At 70.8% G+C, this 15,775-nt stretch carries 15 protein-coding genes; 13 read left to right on the top strand and 2 right to left on the bottom strand.

The window, feature by feature from the left end:
- From HLB15_RS17390 to clpX, 10 genes are all read left to right on the top strand, one after another.
- The coding region (locus HLB15_RS17390; RefSeq protein ID WP_514128811.1) for an ATP-binding protein at positions 1 to 193 on the top strand (193 nt) is incomplete at its 5' end.
- The gene (locus HLB15_RS17385; protein ID WP_171107008.1) at positions 190 to 849 is read left to right on the top strand and encodes a response regulator; all 660 of its coding nucleotides are present in this window, start codon (positions 190 to 192) and stop codon (positions 847 to 849) included. The genes HLB15_RS17390 and HLB15_RS17385, both read left to right, overlap by 4 nt.
- Before the next feature lie 112 nt (positions 850 to 961).
- A complete protein-coding gene (locus HLB15_RS17380) occupies positions 962 to 2,236 on the top strand; it encodes a cellulase family glycosylhydrolase (RefSeq protein WP_229785741.1) in 1,275 nt (424 codons plus the stop codon).
- 180 nt (positions 2,237 to 2,416) lie between these two features.
- Entirely contained in the window at positions 2,417 to 3,721 is a 1,305-nt protein-coding gene (locus tag HLB15_RS17375) for an ABC transporter substrate-binding protein (protein WP_171107007.1), read from the top strand.
- Positions 3,718 to 4,638: a carbohydrate ABC transporter permease gene (locus HLB15_RS17370; RefSeq protein ID WP_229785740.1), complete on the top strand. Its 921-nt coding sequence runs from the start codon at positions 3,718 to 3,720 to the stop codon at positions 4,636 to 4,638. The genes HLB15_RS17375 and HLB15_RS17370 overlap by 4 nt, the downstream gene beginning before the upstream one ends.
- Positions 4,635 to 5,474, top strand: a complete 840-nt coding sequence (locus tag HLB15_RS17365) for a carbohydrate ABC transporter permease (protein WP_229785739.1) — start codon at positions 4,635 to 4,637, stop codon at positions 5,472 to 5,474. Before HLB15_RS17370 ends, HLB15_RS17365 begins: the two co-directional genes overlap by 4 nt.
- 183 nt (positions 5,475 to 5,657) lie before the next feature.
- Positions 5,658 to 7,058 carry a trigger factor gene (gene tig, locus HLB15_RS17360; protein ID WP_171107005.1) on the top strand — a complete coding sequence of 467 codons (1,401 nt, stop codon included), beginning with the start codon at positions 5,658 to 5,660 and terminating at the stop codon, positions 7,056 to 7,058.
- A gap of 221 nt (positions 7,059 to 7,279) precedes the next feature.
- Positions 7,280 to 7,915, top strand: coding sequence for an ATP-dependent Clp protease proteolytic subunit (locus HLB15_RS17355; RefSeq protein ID WP_283243431.1), 636 nt, complete (start codon positions 7,280 to 7,282; stop codon positions 7,913 to 7,915).
- A 43-nt stretch (positions 7,916 to 7,958) separates the two neighbouring features.
- Positions 7,959 to 8,678, top strand: coding sequence for an ATP-dependent Clp protease proteolytic subunit (locus HLB15_RS17350; protein ID WP_308424962.1), 720 nt, complete (start codon positions 7,959 to 7,961; stop codon positions 8,676 to 8,678).
- A gap of 272 nt (positions 8,679 to 8,950) precedes the next feature.
- On the top strand, positions 8,951 to 10,240 hold the full coding sequence (gene clpX, locus HLB15_RS17345; RefSeq protein ID WP_171107004.1) for an ATP-dependent Clp protease ATP-binding subunit ClpX: 1,290 nt from the start codon (positions 8,951 to 8,953) through the stop codon (positions 10,238 to 10,240).
- Between the two features lie 163 nt (positions 10,241 to 10,403).
- Here clpX and HLB15_RS17340 read toward each other — a convergent pair whose 3' ends face one another.
- Positions 10,404 to 12,224, bottom strand: a complete 1,821-nt coding sequence (locus HLB15_RS17340; protein WP_171107003.1) for an AMP-dependent synthetase/ligase — start codon at positions 12,222 to 12,224, stop codon at positions 10,404 to 10,406.
- Positions 12,225 to 12,426: 202 nt separating this feature from the next.
- Here HLB15_RS17340 and HLB15_RS17335 point away from each other — a divergent pair, with 202 nt between their 5' ends.
- From HLB15_RS17335 to HLB15_RS17325, 3 genes are all read left to right on the top strand, one after another.
- On the top strand, positions 12,427 to 12,744 hold the full coding sequence (locus HLB15_RS17335) for a chorismate mutase (protein ID WP_171107009.1): 318 nt from the start codon (positions 12,427 to 12,429) through the stop codon (positions 12,742 to 12,744).
- A 203-nt stretch (positions 12,745 to 12,947) separates the two neighbouring features.
- Positions 12,948 to 14,123: a baeRF2 domain-containing protein gene (locus HLB15_RS17330; protein ID WP_171107002.1), complete on the top strand. Its 1,176-nt coding sequence runs from the start codon at positions 12,948 to 12,950 to the stop codon at positions 14,121 to 14,123.
- A gap of 175 nt (positions 14,124 to 14,298) precedes the next feature.
- Complete coding sequence (locus HLB15_RS17325; RefSeq protein ID WP_171107001.1) at positions 14,299 to 14,805, top strand: DUF1877 family protein; 507 nt, start codon at positions 14,299 to 14,301, stop codon at positions 14,803 to 14,805.
- 120 nt (positions 14,806 to 14,925) lie between these two features.
- On the opposite strand, the gene HLB15_RS24340 is transcribed toward HLB15_RS17325, so the two are convergent.
- A partial coding sequence (locus tag HLB15_RS24340) for a DUF2254 family protein (RefSeq protein ID WP_249360273.1) occupies positions 14,926 to 15,775 on the bottom strand: 850 nt, incomplete at its 5' end.

Below are 15,775 nucleotides of genomic sequence, written 5' to 3'. Positions count from 1 at the left end.
GGGCCTCGGCCTGATCGGCATGCGCGAGCGCGCGCAGCTCGTCGGCGCGACCCTCGACGCCGGCCCGGCGCCCGACGGGGGCTGGCGCGTGCTGCTGGCCCTGCCGGTCCACCACGACCCCGCCGGCGTCCGGCCGGCGGGCGGGACGAGGACCGCGGCGCCCGAGGGGGCGCGCGGAGAGGAGCAGGGATGATCAGGGTCGTGCTCGCCGACGACCAGGCGGTGGTCCGCGCCGGGTTCCGGTTCCTGCTCGAGCAGGCCGAGGACATCGAGGTCGTCGCGGAGGCCGCCGACGGCCCGACGGCGGTCGAGCTCGTGCGCAGGCACGCCCCCGACGTCGTCTGCATGGACGTGCGCATGCCCGGCGGCGACGGCCTCGCGGCGACGCGCGAGATCGTCGCGGCCGGGGGCGCGCGGCCCGCCGTGCTCGTGATCACGACGTTCGACCTGGACGAGTACGTGTTCGGCGCGCTGGAGGCCGGGGCGAGCGGGTTCGTCCTCAAGGACTGCGAGCCCGAGGAGCTGATCGACGCCGTGCGCCGCCTCGCCGACGGCCAGGGCCTCATCGACCAGGCCGTCACGCACCGCGTCATCACGGAGTTCGCGCGCCGCACGGCGCCGCCCGCGGCGCCCACCGGGGCGGACCTGGCCGCGCCGCTCACCGCGCGCGAGGCCGAGATCGTGCGCCGGCTCGCGCGCGGGCTGTCCAACGCGGAGATCGCGCGCGAGCTCGTGGTCGAGACCAGCACCGTGAAGTCCCACCTGGGGCGCGCGATGGCCAAGATCGGCACGCGCGACCGCCTGCAGACCGTGGTGTGGGCGTACCAGAACGGCCTGGCGCCGCGCTGAGGCACGCCGCGCCCGTGTGGGAAACCCCGATGCCGCCCGCCCCGCGCCGCGGCTACCGTGCGACCAGGCAGCGCAGCCGCGCGCTGCCGGCCCACGACACCGAGGTGGTCCCATGGTTGCTCGCCGCACGGCCTCCCGTGCCCCGATCGTCGTCGCCGTCCTGACCGCGGCGCTGCTGGCCCTCGGCACGGCGGTCGTCCCGCTGCTGCCCGCGACCGCGGCGGGCACCGGCGCCGTCGACTGCTCCGCCCCGGCCTGGGCCGAGGGCAGGAGCTACACGGCCGGCCAGCACGTCACCCACCAGGGCGCCGGGTACACCGCGCTGGTCACCCACACCGCGCACCCGGGCGCGGGCTGGGACCCGGCGTCGACGCCGACCCTGTGGACGCTCGACGGCACGTGCGGCGGCACGCCCGACCCGGAGCCCGAGCCCGAGCCGACCGACCCCGGCGGCGAGGCCGACACGCCGGTCGCGGCGAACGGCCAGCTCCGCGTGTGCGGTACGGGCCTGTGCAACGAGCAGGGGACGCGCATCCAGCTGCGGGGCATGAGCACGCACGGCACGCAGTGGTACTCCCAGTGCGTGACCGACGGCTCGCTCGACACCCTCGCGAACGACTGGGACGCGGACGTCCTGCGCATCTCGACGTACGTGCAGGAGGGCGGCTACGAGACCGACCCTGCCCGCTTCACCGCGCTGGTGAACTCCTACATCGACGAGCTGACGGCCCGCGGCCTGTACGCGATCGTCGACTGGCACATGCTCGACCCGGGCGACCCGCACGTCAACCTGCAGCGCGCCAAGACGTTCTTCACGGCGATCGCGGAGCGGAACAACGGGAAGAACAACATCATCTACGAGGTCGCGAACGAGCCGAACGGCGTCTCGTGGCAGACCATCAAGAGCTACCACGAGCAGATCGTCCCGGTGATCCGCGCCAAGGACCCCGACGCCGTCATCCTGCTCGGCACCCGCGCCTGGTCGTCGCTCGGCGTCTCGGACGGCGCGAACGAGTTCGAGGTCGTGAACAACCCGGTGAACGCCTCGAACGTCATGTACACGTTCCACTTCTATGCGGCGTCGCACCGTGAGGAGTACCTGAGCGCGCTGTCCCGCGCCGCCGACCGCATCCCGGTGTTCATCACCGAGTTCGGCACGCAGGACTACGCCGGCGAGGGGCCGAACGACTTCGCGATGTCGCAGCGGTACCTCGACCTCGCGGCGTCGAAGAAGATCAGCTGGGTCAACTGGAACTACTCGGACGACCACCGCTCCGGCGCGGTGTGGACGGAGGGCACCTGCGCGAGCGGCGACTTCGGTGCCCACCGCCTCAAGGAGGCCGGCGCCTGGATCCGTGACCGCATCCGCACCCCGGACGCGTTCTAGCTGCCGCGATCCCCTTTCACCCCGCCGTTTCTCGGCTTTGAGCCCCCTCAAAGCCGAGAAACGTCGGATTGAAAGGGGATCGGCGACAGCTGACCCGCCGCCCTGGTCCGCCGGGACACGCGCGGGGCGGCGGCGGCCAGATGCTTGACAGCCCCGTCCTGGCAGGGCAGCGTCCGGCGCATGAGCCGCAGAATCACCCGTGCCACAGCCAGCGCAGCCCTCGTGGTCCTGACCCTCGGCGCGTGCGCGCCGTCGGCCGACAGCCCCGAGCCGGGCGCGGCGGCGGGGGAGGGGTGCGACGGCGACGCCGTGGCGCTCGACGTCTGGTCGTGGCGCACCGAGGACGTGAAGACCTACGAGCGGATCTTCGACGTCTTCGAGGAGGCCAACCCCTGCATCACGGTGGGCTTCCAGGCTCACCTCAATACCGAGTACGACCAGATCCTGCGCACCGGCCTGACCGGCTCCGACGGCCCGGACATCGCGCAGGTGCGCTCGTACGGCCTGCTCCAGCCGCTCGTCGAGGGCGGCAACCTCGAGCCGCTGGACGACGTCGTGCCGGAGCTCGCGGAGTTCGACGACGCCGCGCTCGACGGCGCGCGGGGCCGCGAGGACGGCTCGGTGTACGGCGTCCCGCTGGCCACGCAGACGATCCAGGTCTGGTACAACACGGCGATCTTCGAGGAGAACGGGCTGAGCGAGCCCGAGACCTGGGAGGACTTCGTCGCCCTCAACGACACCCTGCTCGAGGCGGGCGTGACGCCGCTCGCCGTGGGCGCCCGCGACGGCTGGTTCGTGCCCACGGTGCACGACGCCCTCACCGCCGCCCGGTACGGCGGCGCGGACTTCCAGCAGGCCTTGCGCGACGGCGAGACCGACTTCACCGACCCCGCGTACGTCGCCTCGATCCAGACGCTCAAGGACCTCCAGGAGTACATGCCCGACGACGTGACCGGTGTCGCGTACACCGACGCGCAGGTGCTGTTCACCTCGGGCCAGGCCGCGATGTTCCCCGGCGGCTCCTACGAGCAGGCGTTCTTCCAGGACGCGAACCCGGACCTCGAGCTCGGCGTGTTCCAGGTCCCGCCGCCGCCCGGCTCGGCCGTCGACCACCCGGTGACGCCCGGCTACGCGGACGGCAACTGGGGCCTGTCGGCCGCGACGCAGCACCCCGACGAGGCGCGCACGCTGCTGAGCTGGCTGGCCTCGCCGGAGTTCGGGCAGCTCGTGGCCGACGAGCTCAAGCAGTTCTCGCCCGTGCCCGGGGTCGAGTACGCCGACCCGCTGCAGCAGGAGATGTGGGACCTCTACCAGGAGAGCCCCGCGCCGTACCTGCTGCTCGTCGACTACCGCTACGGCGACCCGACCGGCACCGACCTCATGGGTCAGGCCGGGCAGAAGCTGTTCCTCGGCGACACCGACGCCGCCGGTGCGGCGGACATCGTCCAGGAGGGCCTGTCGGCCTGGTGGACGCCGGGCGAGTGAGCCGCCGTCGGACCGCGGCGCTGCCCACGCCCGTCGCCCTGCTCTTCCTGCTGCCCGCCGCGGTGCTGTTCGGCGTCTTCGTGCTCTACCCGATGGCGACCGCGCTGACCTACTCCCTGTTCTCCTGGCGCGGCACGGCGCAGGAGGCGTTCGTCGGCCTGGACAACTTCGTCGCGCTGTTCACCACCGAGCCGTACCGCACCGAGCTGCCGCGCGCGTTCGGCCACAACGCGCTGCTGTTCGCCGGGGCGATGGCCGCGCAGAACTCGGTCGGCCTGCTGCTCGCGGTGCTGCTGCACCAGCGCGAGCGGTTCCGCCGGCTGTTCCAGGTGCTGTTCACCATGCCGTACCTCGTGTCGCCGCTCGTGGTCGGCTACCTGTGGTCGCTCCTGCTGTCACCCCTGTTCGGGCCGGTGAACGCGCTGCTGCGGGCCGTCGGCCTGGACGCGGTGGCGCAGCCGTGGCTGGGCGACCCCGACACCGCCCTCTGGGTGGTCGTGCTCGTCACGGCCTGGCAGTGGGTCGGCTTCCCGCTCCTGGTCTACGGCGCCGCGCTCGGTGCGCTGGACCCGAGCACGCAGGAGGCCGCGATGCTCGACGGCGCGGGCGCGGCGCAGCGGTTCCGGCACGTCACGCTACCGCTGCTGACGCCCGTGATCGGCACCGTCAGCGTGCTCACCTTCATCTTCTCCATGGAGGCGTTCCCGATCCCGTACGCGCTGGGCGGGTCGAGCGGCAGCCCGGCCGGAGCCACCGACGTCATGTCGCTCCTCTTCTACCGGACCGCGTTCCACTCCGGGGCGTCCAACGCGATCGGCGTCTCGTCGGCGGTCGCCATCGTGCTGTTCCTCGTCATCGTCGGGGTGTCCGTCGCGTTCACGCGCTGGTTCCGCGGCGTCGAGCGGAGGCTCACGTGAGCGGGACGACGCGCCGCGGCGGTGCCGTGCGCCGCGCGGGCGTGCACGTGGTGCTGTGGGGGTACGCCGCCGTCGCGCTGCTGCCCCTGCTGGTCATGGTGTGGAACTCGTTCCGCACGGACCAGGAGCTCGTGTCCGAGCCGCTCGGTCTGCCGGTCGCGCCGTCCTTCGACGCCTACCGCGAGGCCTGGGTCGAGGCGTCGTTCTCCACGTACTTCCTCAACTCCGTGCTCGTCACGACGGCGTCCGTGCTGCTCTCGACGGCGGTGTCGCTGCTCGCCGCGTACGCGCTGGCCCGCTCGCGGTCGCGACTCATGACGGTGATCGAGCAGGTCTTCGTCTCGGGCCTCATGATGCCCGTGTTCCTCATGATCGTGCCGATCTTCTACCTGCTCGACATGATCGGCCTCGCCTCGACGCGGACCGGCCTGATCCTGGTCTACGCGGCCGTCTCGATCCCGTTCTCGGTGTTCGTGCTGGCCACGTTCCTGCGACAGCTCCCCGACGAGCTCGAGGACGCCGCGCGGATCGACGGCGCGGGCCCGTTGCGCACGTTCTGGTCGGTGCTGCTGCCGCTGGTGCGGCCCGCCGTCGCGACGGTGGTCGTCTTCCGGTTCGTGCCCATCTGGAACGACTTCTTCTACCCGCTGATCCTCGTGCGCGACCGCGAGCGGTACACCTTGCCCGTCGGCCTGACGACCTTCTTCGGCGAGTACCAGACCTCCTGGTCCACGCTGTTCGCCGGCCTGGTCATCGCGACGCTGCCGCTGGTGGTGCTGTTCCTCGTGGCGACGCGGCAGATCGTGGCGGGCCTCACGGCGGGCATGGGACGGTGACCGGTCTCTCGTCCGTCCCCCGTTCGGCTCAGGAGGCCGCGGGGCGTACCATGGATGGGTTGCCCGTGCGCCCGCCGCACAGTGCTGTCAGCGAGCAGCTGCAACTGAAGTGAGCATCCCCGCGCCACCCGGGAATCAGTACGCCGGCGTGCGCGCACCCCCGACATTCTGGAGACCATCGAAGTGAAGAGCGCCGTCGAGACCTTGGAGCCCACCAAGGTCAAGCTGACCGTCGAGGTGGACTACGACGAGCTCAAGCCGAGCATCGAGCACGCCTACCAGCACATCGCGGAGCAGGTGACCGTCCCGGGCTTCCGCAAGGGCAAGGTGCCCCCGCGCATCATCGACCAGCGCGTCGGCTGGGCGGCCGTGATCGAGCACGCCGTGAACGACGGGCTCTCCGGTTTCTACCGCGACGCGCTCGGCGAGACCGACCTGCGTCCGCTCGCCCAGCCCGAGGTCGACGTGACCGAGATCCCCGCCAAGGCGGGCGAGGGCCAGCTCAAGTTCACGGCCGAGGTCGAGGTGCGCCCCGAGATCGAGCTGCCCGAGCTGACCGACGTCGACCTCACGGTCGAGTCGACCACCGTCACCGACGAGGACGTGAACGAGCGCCTCGAGGCCCTGCGCGAGCGCTTCGGCACCCTCGTGGGCGTCGACCGCCCGGCCGCCGACGGCGACTACGTCGTCATCGACCTCAAGGCCGTCATCGGCGACGAGGAGGTCGACTCCGTGTCGGGCGTCTCGTACCAGATCGGCTCCGGCAACATGCTCGAGGGCCTGGACGAGGCCCTCACCGGCCTGTCCGCCGGCGAGACCACCACGTTCAAGGCGCCGCTGGCCGGCGGCGAGCACGAGGGCGAGGACGCGGACGTCACCGTCACCGCGACCTCCGTCAAGCAGCGCGACCTGCCCGAGGTGGACGACGACTTCGCCCAGCTCGCCTCCGAGTTCGACACGATCGACGAGCTCAAGGAGGACCTGAAGACCCAGGTCGCAGGCATCAAGACCTCGAACCAGGCCGTCACGGCGCGTGACGCCCTCATGGAGAAGCTCCTCGAGTCCGTCGAGGTGCCCGTCCCGACGGGCGTGGTCGAGGCCGAGGTGCACCGCCACCTGGAGTCCGAGAACCGCCTCGACGACGACACGCACCGCGAGGAGGTCCGCGAGGACGCCACCAAGGCGATCAAGAACCAGATCCTCCTGGACACCCTGGCCGAGAAGCTGAAGGTCCAGGTGAGCCAGGGCGAGCTCGTCGAGTACCTGGTGAGCGCCTCGCAGCAGTACGGCATGGAGCCGGGCGAGTTCATCAAGACCCTCGAGCAGGGCGGCCAGATCCCCGCGATGGTCGGTGAGGTCGCGCGCTCCAAGGCGCTCGCCGTCGCGCTGCGCCAGATCGAGGTCAAGGACTCCGAGGGCAACGTCGTCGACCTGAGCGAGTTCATCGGCTCGGACGAGGCCGACGAGGCCCAGGCCGCGCTCGCCGACGCCGTCGCGCAGGCGCAGGAGTCGGCCGACGCCGAGGAGGCCGAGGGCACCGAGGCGGACGCCGAGGCCGAGACGTCGGAGCCTGCCAAGGCCTGACCCGGACACCCTCCGGAACGACGCCGCACGGCGGTCCGCACCCTCGCCGCAGGGGGTGCGGACCGCCGTCTGCGTCCGGCCCGGGTTCGCCGTGGGCAGCACCGGTGCGCTGTAGGCGAAACGGCTGCCGAATCGGGAGTTCCGGCGGGCGACGGCACGTTAGGGTCGAGCGACACGACGTCCTAGGACGTGGTCCACAGACGAGAGTCAGAACCGAGGAGATGGACGTGAACGATCTGCTGCGGATGGATGCTGGGCCGGTAGCGCGGGCGGAGGGCGCAGGCTTCGGGCTCAACGACTCCATCTACAACCGGCTGCTCAAGGAGCGCATCATCTGGCTGGGGTCGGAGGTGCGCGACGAGAACGCCAACGCGATCAGCGCGCAGATGATGCTTCTCGCGGCCGAGGACCCCGACAAGGACATCTGGCTGTACATCAACTCGCCGGGCGGCTCGATCACCGCCGGCATGGCGATCTACGACACGATGCAGTTCATCAAGCCGGACGTGGCGACCGTGGCGATGGGCATGGCGGCCTCGATGGGCCAGTTCCTTCTCTCCTCGGGCACCAAGGGCAAGCGCTACATCACGCCGCACGCCCGCGTCCTGATGCACCAGCCGTCCGGCGGCATCGGCGGTACCGCCACAGACGTCCGGATCGGCGCGCAGCTCATCATGCACATGAAGAAGGTGCTGGCCGAGCTGACCGCCGAGCAGACGGGGCAGACCGTCGAGACGATCATGCGTGACAACGACAGGGACAACTGGTTCACGGCCACTGAGGCGCTGGAGTACGGCTTCGTCGACCACGTCGTCGAGACCGCCGCGCTGGCCGGCGGCGGCGGTATGGCCAGCTGACCGTCCCCCGACCCGCACCCAGACTTTCCCAGAGGAGACCACCGTGAGTCCTGAAGCCCAGTTCGTCGCAGCCGCAGAGCGCCTCGCCGGCGCACGTGCCCGGTCGGGTGCGGGGCTGCCGTTCGCCACCGCCGGCGCCATGCCGTCCTCGCGTTACGTGCTCCCGCAGTTCGAGGAGCGCACCGCGTACGGCTTCAAGCGCCAGGACCCGTACACCAAGCTGTTCGAGGACCGCATCATCTTCCTGGGCGTCCAGGTCGACGACGCGTCCGCGGACGACGTCATGGCGCAGCTCCTCGTCCTGGAGACCCAGGACCCGGACCGCGACGTCATGATGTACATCAACTCGCCGGGCGGCTCGTTCACGGCCATGACGGCGCTGTACGACACGATGCAGTTCATCAAGCCGCAGATCCAGACCGTGTGCCTGGGGCAGGCGGCGTCGGCCGCTGCCGTGCTGCTCGCGGCGGGCCAGCCGGGCAAGCGCCTGGCGCTGCCGAACTCGCGCGTGCTGATCCACCAGCCCGCGATGGAGGGCGGCGGCTACGCGCAGGCCTCCGACATCGAGATCCACGCCAACGAGCTCATCCGCATGCGCGAGTGGCTCGAGGAGACGCTGGCGACGCACAGCGGCAAGTCGGTCGACGAGGTCCGTGCGGACATCGAGCGCGACAAGATCCTCACGGCCGCGCAGGCGAAGGACTACGGCCTGGTCGACGAGGTGCTGCAGTCGCGCAAGCCGGTCACGGTCGTCACGCCCTGACGCGTGCTCTCGCCGGCGGACGCCGGGGCAGCTCCACCGATAGTGGTTGGACGCGGGCCCCGGCGTCGGGCATTGTGGGACCTGCTGCACACTTCATGACAAAATTGTCATGAAGTGGTGAAAGTCGGCCATGCGACCCGCCGGGCTGCCGGGCTGACAACGAGCCACGGGTGGTGTGGAATGGTTCTGAGACCGCTCGACGATGCGGATCTGCTGGGTCAACCGGCCTGTGCGGGACTCCGTGAGGGTGCACAAGGCGAGGAGACAGGTACGTGGTGCGAATCGGTGACGGCGCGGAACTGCTGAAGTGCAACTTCTGCGGCAAGTCGCAGAAGCAGGTGAAGAAGCTGATCGCCGGGCCGGGCGTCTACATCTGCGACGAGTGCATCGAGCTGTGCAACGAGATCATCGAGGAAGAGCTCGGTGAGGCGGCAGAGCTCGGGCTGACGGAGCTGCCCAAGCCGCGGGAGATCTTCGAGTTCCTCGAGCAGTACATCATCGGCCAGGACCCGGCGAAGAGAGCGCTCGCCGTCGCGGTCTACAACCACTACAAGCGCATCCAGGCGGGCGAGGCCGGCCGGTCGATCAACCCGGACGACCAGGACGCCGTCGAGATCGCCAAGTCGAACATCCTGCTCATCGGGCCGACCGGCACGGGCAAGACCTACCTGGCGCAGACGCTCGCCAAGATGCTGAACGTGCCGTTCGCCATCGCCGACGCGACGGCCCTCACCGAGGCGGGCTACGTCGGTGAGGACGTGGAGAACATCCTTCTCAAGCTCATCCAGGCCGCCGACTACGACGTCAAGAAGGCCGAGACGGGCATCATCTACATCGACGAGGTCGACAAGGTGGCCCGCAAGGCCGAGAACCCGTCGATCACGCGCGACGTGTCCGGCGAGGGCGTGCAGCAGGCGCTCCTGAAGATCATCGAGGGCACGACCGCGTCGGTGCCACCGCAGGGCGGCCGCAAGCACCCTCACCAGGAGTTCATCCAGATCGACACGACGAACGTGCTGTTCATCGTGGCGGGCGCCTTCGCGGGCCTGGACGACATCGTCGCGGCCCGCGCCCGCAAGCGGGGAATCGGCTTCAGCGCCCCGATGGAGTCCATCACGGGCGACGACGACCTCTTCGCCGAGGTGCGGCCCGAGGACCTGCAGAAGTACGGCCTGATCCCCGAGTTCATCGGCCGCCTGCCCGTCATCGCCTCGGTGTCGCCGCTGGACCGTGACGCGCTGGTCCGCATCCTCACCGAGCCCAAGAACGCGCTCGTCAAGCAGTACAAGCGCATGTTCGAGATCGACGGCGTCGAGCTCGAGTTCGACGAGCCGGCCGTCGAGGCGATCGCCGAGCAGGCGCTGCTGCGGGGCACCGGGGCGCGAGGCCTGCGCGCCATCATGGAAGAGGTGCTCCAGCAGGTCATGTTCGACGTGCCGAGCCGTGACGACGTGGAGCGCGTGGTCATCACCCGCGACGTGGTGCTCGACAACGTCAACCCCACGGTCGTGCCCCGCAAGACGACGGTCCGCAACCGTCACCCCCGCGAAAAGACCGCCTGACCCCCCTCGCCGAGGTAGTCACGTGGCGAGGTAGTCAGGTGGCGAGGTAGTCACGTGGCGAGGTAGTCACAGGGCCGGAGCGCTGATCAGCGCACCGGCCCTGTGATGTATGACTACTTCGCCCTGTGACTACCTCGCCAGGTGACTACCTCGGCAAGGGGTGTTATCGGGTCGGGGTCGGGAGGGCGGCGCCGTAGAGCTCGTCGATGGTGGCCGCGAAGTCTGCGATGACCTTCGCGCGCTTCACCTTGATCGACGGCGTGAGGTACCCGTTCTCCTCCGTGAAGTCGAGGTCCAGGACCGTGATCTTCCGGATCGACTCGGCCTTCGACACCGCCTCGTTGGCGACGGCGGCGGCCTTGTCGAGCTCGGCCAGCACCGTCGGGTGCACGCGCGCCTCCTCGACCGACAGGGCGGGCAGGCCGTTGGCCGCGCACCAGCCCGGCAGCATCTCGCCGTCGAGCGTGACCAGGGCGCCGATGAACGGCCGCTGGTCACCGACCACGACGACCTGGCTCACGAGCGGGTGAGCGCGCATGCGGTCCTCGAGCACGGCGGGCGCGACGTTCTTGCCGCCCGCCGTCACGATGATCTCCTTCTTGCGGCCCGTGATGTGCAGGTGGCCGTGCTCGTCGAGGCGGCCCAGGTCGCCGGTGCGGAACCAGCCGTCCTGCAGCACCTCGGCGGTCAGCTCGGGCTGGTTGCGGTACCCGCGGAAGATGTGCGGGCCGCGCAGCAGCACCTCGCCGTCCTCGGCGATGGAGACGTCCGTCCCGAAGAAGGCGGGGCCCACCGAGCCGATGACGATCTGACCGGGCCGGTTGACCGACGTCGGCGCCGTGGACTCCGTGAGGCCGTAACCCTCGAGGATGGTCACGCAGGAGCCGCGGAAGAAGTGCCCCAGCCGCTCCCCGAGCGGCGCGCCGCCCGAGACCGCCCAGGTGAGCCGCCCGCCCATGGTCGCCTTGAGCTTGGCGAAGACGAGCCGGTCCGCGACCGCGTGCTTGACCTTGAGCCCGAGACCGGGGCCCGACGGCGTGTCCAGGGCCCTCGACCACGCCTCGGCGACGCCCGCGGACCACGCGAAGATCTTCGCCTTGAGGCCCGACGACGCCTTCTGCTCCGCGCTGTTGTAGACCTTCTCGAACACGCGGGGCACGGCGAGCAGGTAGGTCGGACGGAAGGACCCGAGATCGGCGACGAGGTTCTTGATGTCGGGCGCGTGGCCCAGCACGGCGTTGCCCGCGATCGTGGCGACCTCCACGAAGCGCGCGAACACGTGCGCCAGGGGCAGGAACAGCAGCGTGCGGGCGCCCGGCGCCTGCAGCACCTCCGGGATGCCGACGGCGGCGTTCATCGACAGGTGCGCGAAGTTGCCGTGCGTGAGCTCGACGCCCTTGGGCCGGCCCGTGGAGCCCGAGGTGTAGATGACCGTCGCGAGGTCGTCGTGCCGCACGGCTTCGCGGCGCTCGGCGACGACGCCGGCCGACAGCGCGACGCCGGCGGTGCGCAGCGTGGGCACGGCGCCGTCCTCGAGGACGAGCACGTCCTCCAGGCTCGGCAGGGTGGCCCGCACCTGGGTGACCGTCGCGGCGTGCGCCGCGGTCTCCACGACGGCGAGCCGCACGTCGGCGTCGGACAGGATCCACTGCACCTGCTCGGCCGACGAGGTCTCGTAGACCGGCACGGCGACGGCGCCCGCGGCCCAGATCGCGAAGTCGACGAGGGTCCACTCGTAGCGCGTGCGCGACATGATCGCGACCCGGTCACCGGGCTGGACGCCGCGGGCCACGAGGCCGCGCGCGACCGCGAGGACGTCCTTCTCGAACTGGCGGGCGGTGACGGGGAGCCACGGGCCGTCGGGGGTATCACGTCGTTCGATGAGGGTCTCGTCCCCGGAGCGGGCCACGCGGTCCGCGAGGATGGTGTTGATGCTGGTGCTGGCCGGCACCTCCACCATGGCCGGTGACGAGACGAGTGTCATCTTCTGCTCTCCGTTGAAGTCATTGAAGGGGCGGTGTGAAAGTTTCGGGCCTTCACCAAGTTGCGTGCCTGCTCGGCCGACTGTAGCCGATCCCCGTCTCACCACGTAACGCCGAGGTGGGCCCGGGGGTGCGGAGAGTTAGCCTCTACGTGTGTCTGAGAACGTAGCGAGCGGCGGCGCCGAGCCAGCCGTGTCGCCCGAGATGCCGTCCGAGATCCTGCGCCTGCGTGGCAGCATCGACAACATCGACGCCGCCCTGGTCTACCTGCTGGCCGAGCGGTTCCGGGTCACGCGACGCGTCGGGGAGCTCAAGGCCGTCGGCGGCCTGCCTCCGGCGGACCCGTCGCGCGAGCAGGAGCAGATCGCTCGCCTGACCCGCATCGCCGAGGAGTCGGGGCTCGACCCGGACTTCGCCGAGCAGTTCCGCCAGTTCATCGTGAGCGAGGTGATCCGCCACCACGAGCTGATCGCCGCACAGCACAAGGGCGACAACCTTCCCGAGGTCGACACCTACGCTTGAAGGTGAATACTGCTTGGTGCCGCTTTACCGGCTCTTGAGAAGCCCGCGGCGGCAGCTGGTGGATATTCGGTGTGCAGGTCACAACCAATTCCGGCACAAGGGTGGCGCGTGCCCGCGATCCGTCGTTTCCTGGAGGGAACGCCGTGGCGAGGTGGTGCGGTAGGGCATCGCCACGACCTCGGCGGGAGACGCGGAGGTATCGGATGAAGATCGACTGGCTCAAGCCCCTCCTCGGCCACCCGGGTCCGTTCGCGACCCTGCACCTCGACGCGACGCCGTCCGAGCAGGCCGCCGAACGCGACGTCGAGGGCCGGTGGAACGCGGTCCGCAAGGCCCTTGCCCAGCAGGGCGCCACCGAGACCGTGCTGGACGCGATCGCCGAGGTGGTGCTGCGACCCACGAGGGTCCCGGGCCCGCACGGGCGGGTCGTCATCGCCGACGAGTCCGGGGTCCTGGTGGACCGGGTGGTGAGCAGCCCGCCGAGCGAGTCCACGTGCTCCTGGGCCCAGGTCCCCCTCCTGGTGCAGGCCGCGTTGGCGGCCGACGAGTCCGTGGAGCTGCTCAAGGTGTTCGTCGACCGCGCGGGTGCCGACTTCGTGCGCGTCGGTCCGGAGGGCAAGACCCACAGCACCTTCCAGGCGCCGCACGACGAGATCGAGAAGACGGGTTCCCCCGGGACGAAGCGGGCGCGCATCGAGTCGCGGGCGGAGGACTCGTGGGCGCGGAACGCGGCGGCGATCGCCGCGGAGATCGAGCGGCAGGTGGCCGAGACCCGGCCGGAGCTCGTCCTGGTCACGGGTGACGTCCGGTCGGTCGCGCTCACGCGCGGCGAGCTGAGCGCGCCGACGACCGAGCTGGTCGTCGAGGTCCCCGGCGGCGGGCGTGCCGGCGGGGTCAACGAGGCGGCGTTCGCCGAGCGGGTGTCGGACGCCCTCGACTCCTACCGCGAGCGGAGGCGCGAACGGGTGCTGGCCGAGCTGCGGCAGGAGCTCGGCCGCGAGTCGAACGCCGTGACGTCGGTGGACGACGTCGTCGCGGTGCTGGCCCGTGGGCAGGTCAAGGACCTCGTGCTGGCCGAGGAGTACGGCACGGGCGCGGCCGCGAACGGGCGGACGCTCTGGATCGGCCCCGACCCGAAGCACATCGCGGCCTACCGGTCCGACCTCGAGGACCTCGGTCTCACGCAGGGGCTGGAGGAGCTGCCGGCGCCGGTGGCGCTCGTGCGCGCGGCGATCGGGCAGGATGCCGGGCTCACGTTCGCGCCCGAGGGGTCGGTGGGGCTGATCGACGGCGTGGCGGCGACCCTCCGCTGGCGGGACGAGGGCACCCCCACCGAGGCTCTCGCCAGCATGTCCGGCGACGACCGGAGGCTGCAGTGACGGCCCGCGAGAGATCGATGTGAATTCATCCCCTGGGCGAGACGGGAATAGTCCCGCAGAACGGACGGAGATGCGGCACGTATTTCCGATTTACCGCGTTTGAGAAAATGTTGCGGCAGAATGTGTCCGTTTTGCCCATACCCATGGAAACGCATTATCGGTACGGTCTCGGCCCATGGGGATGATTCATTGTGAGTACGCGCGGCTGGGCGCCGACGACTTCGAGAAGGCGCGCGCCGATCTGAGCTGGGCGCTGGAGCACATCGACGAGCTGGCCGACGAGTGGGTCCAGAAGGACCTGCCGGCACAGGAGGCGAAGTACTTCAGCATCGGCACCGTGTGGGGTCCGCTCCACACGGTGCTGCGGGTGCACGGCGGCATGCCCGTCGACCCCGTCCAGGGTGGTGCCGAGCTGGGCCCCGCGGAGGGGATCACACCGGTGCGGTACCTCAGCCCGCAGGACGTGGCCAAGGCTGCTGCGTTCCTGGTGGGAACGTCGTTCGACACGCTGGCGCCGCTCGCGGACGCCCGGCACGTCTGCGACGAGGACGTCTGTCCCGACCCCGCCGAGCACGCGGCCGAGACCGACGCCGAGCGCCTCAGCGAGGCGTACGGCGAGCTCGCGGCGTTCTACGGTGCGGCGGCCGAGGCGGGCGACGCCGTGGTGCTGATGCTCAACTGAGCCGGCTCGCCGCAGCGGCGGCCGGGTGACACGACGAGACGGGGCGGAGCGCACCCAGCGCTCCGCCCCGTCTCGTGCTGTCCCGGCTCGTCCGGCCCGGCTCGTCAGCCCGTGCTGCCGTCAGCCCTTGGTCCGCGGCGGGGCCTCGCCCAGCTCGCTGGACGTGACGACCATGCCGCCCTGGACGGCCGGGTCACCCTGCCCCTCGGTCGTCTCCACGAGCTCGAGCGTGCCGGTGACGCGGCCTGCGGCCTTGACGTCCTCGACCGCCGTCTCGACCGCGCCGAGCGACGCGGCGGGCACGGCGAGCGACGCTGCGAGGATCGGCGTGCGCATCGACGCCTTGGCCTCCGACTTCACCTTGCGCAGCGCGGCCAGCGCGTGGCCCGCCGCGGCGAGGTCGGCGAGGACGCGCTCGACGAGGTCGGGCGACTCCAGGCTCTGGGCGGAGAGGTTGACGGCGACGTGCTCCGGCTCGACGCCGGCGGCCCGCCACGTGCGGAAGTCGGCGAGGGCCTGACGGCGCGCGAGGTCGTCGAGGTCGCGGGCGCGCCCCTGCAGGGAGGCGGGCACCCGCTCCGCGGGCCGGCTGCGGGACAGGACGCCGCTGGCCTCGGCGTGGACGTCGACGAGGATCGGCTCGATGCGGATCTTGCGGGACAGGTGGGCGAGGAAGACGACGAGCGTGACGACGCCGACGAGCGCGAGGAGCACCGCGAGGGTCACCGAGAGGCGGGGCACGAACTCGGCGGTGGAGTCGTCCGAGTCGCGCACCGTTCGCAGCACCACGAGGCAGTAGGCGAAGGAGCCGAGGAAGACGCCGAGCGTCACCTGCACCGCCCGGTCGCTGGCGAAGGTGCGCAGCAGGCGCGGGGAGTACTGGCTGCTCGCCAGCTGGAGCGTCACCACGGTGAGGGAGAACGTCAGCGAGCTGACGGTCATGAAGGCGCTGGCGATCGTCTTGAGGACG

The sequence above is a fragment of the Promicromonospora citrea genome, assembly GCF_013004695.1.
Lineage (GTDB): Bacteria > Actinomycetota > Actinomycetes > Actinomycetales > Cellulomonadaceae > Promicromonospora > Promicromonospora citrea.
Note: the sequence above shows the minus strand (reverse complement) of the source record. Positions and strands in the feature narration are given on the sequence as shown.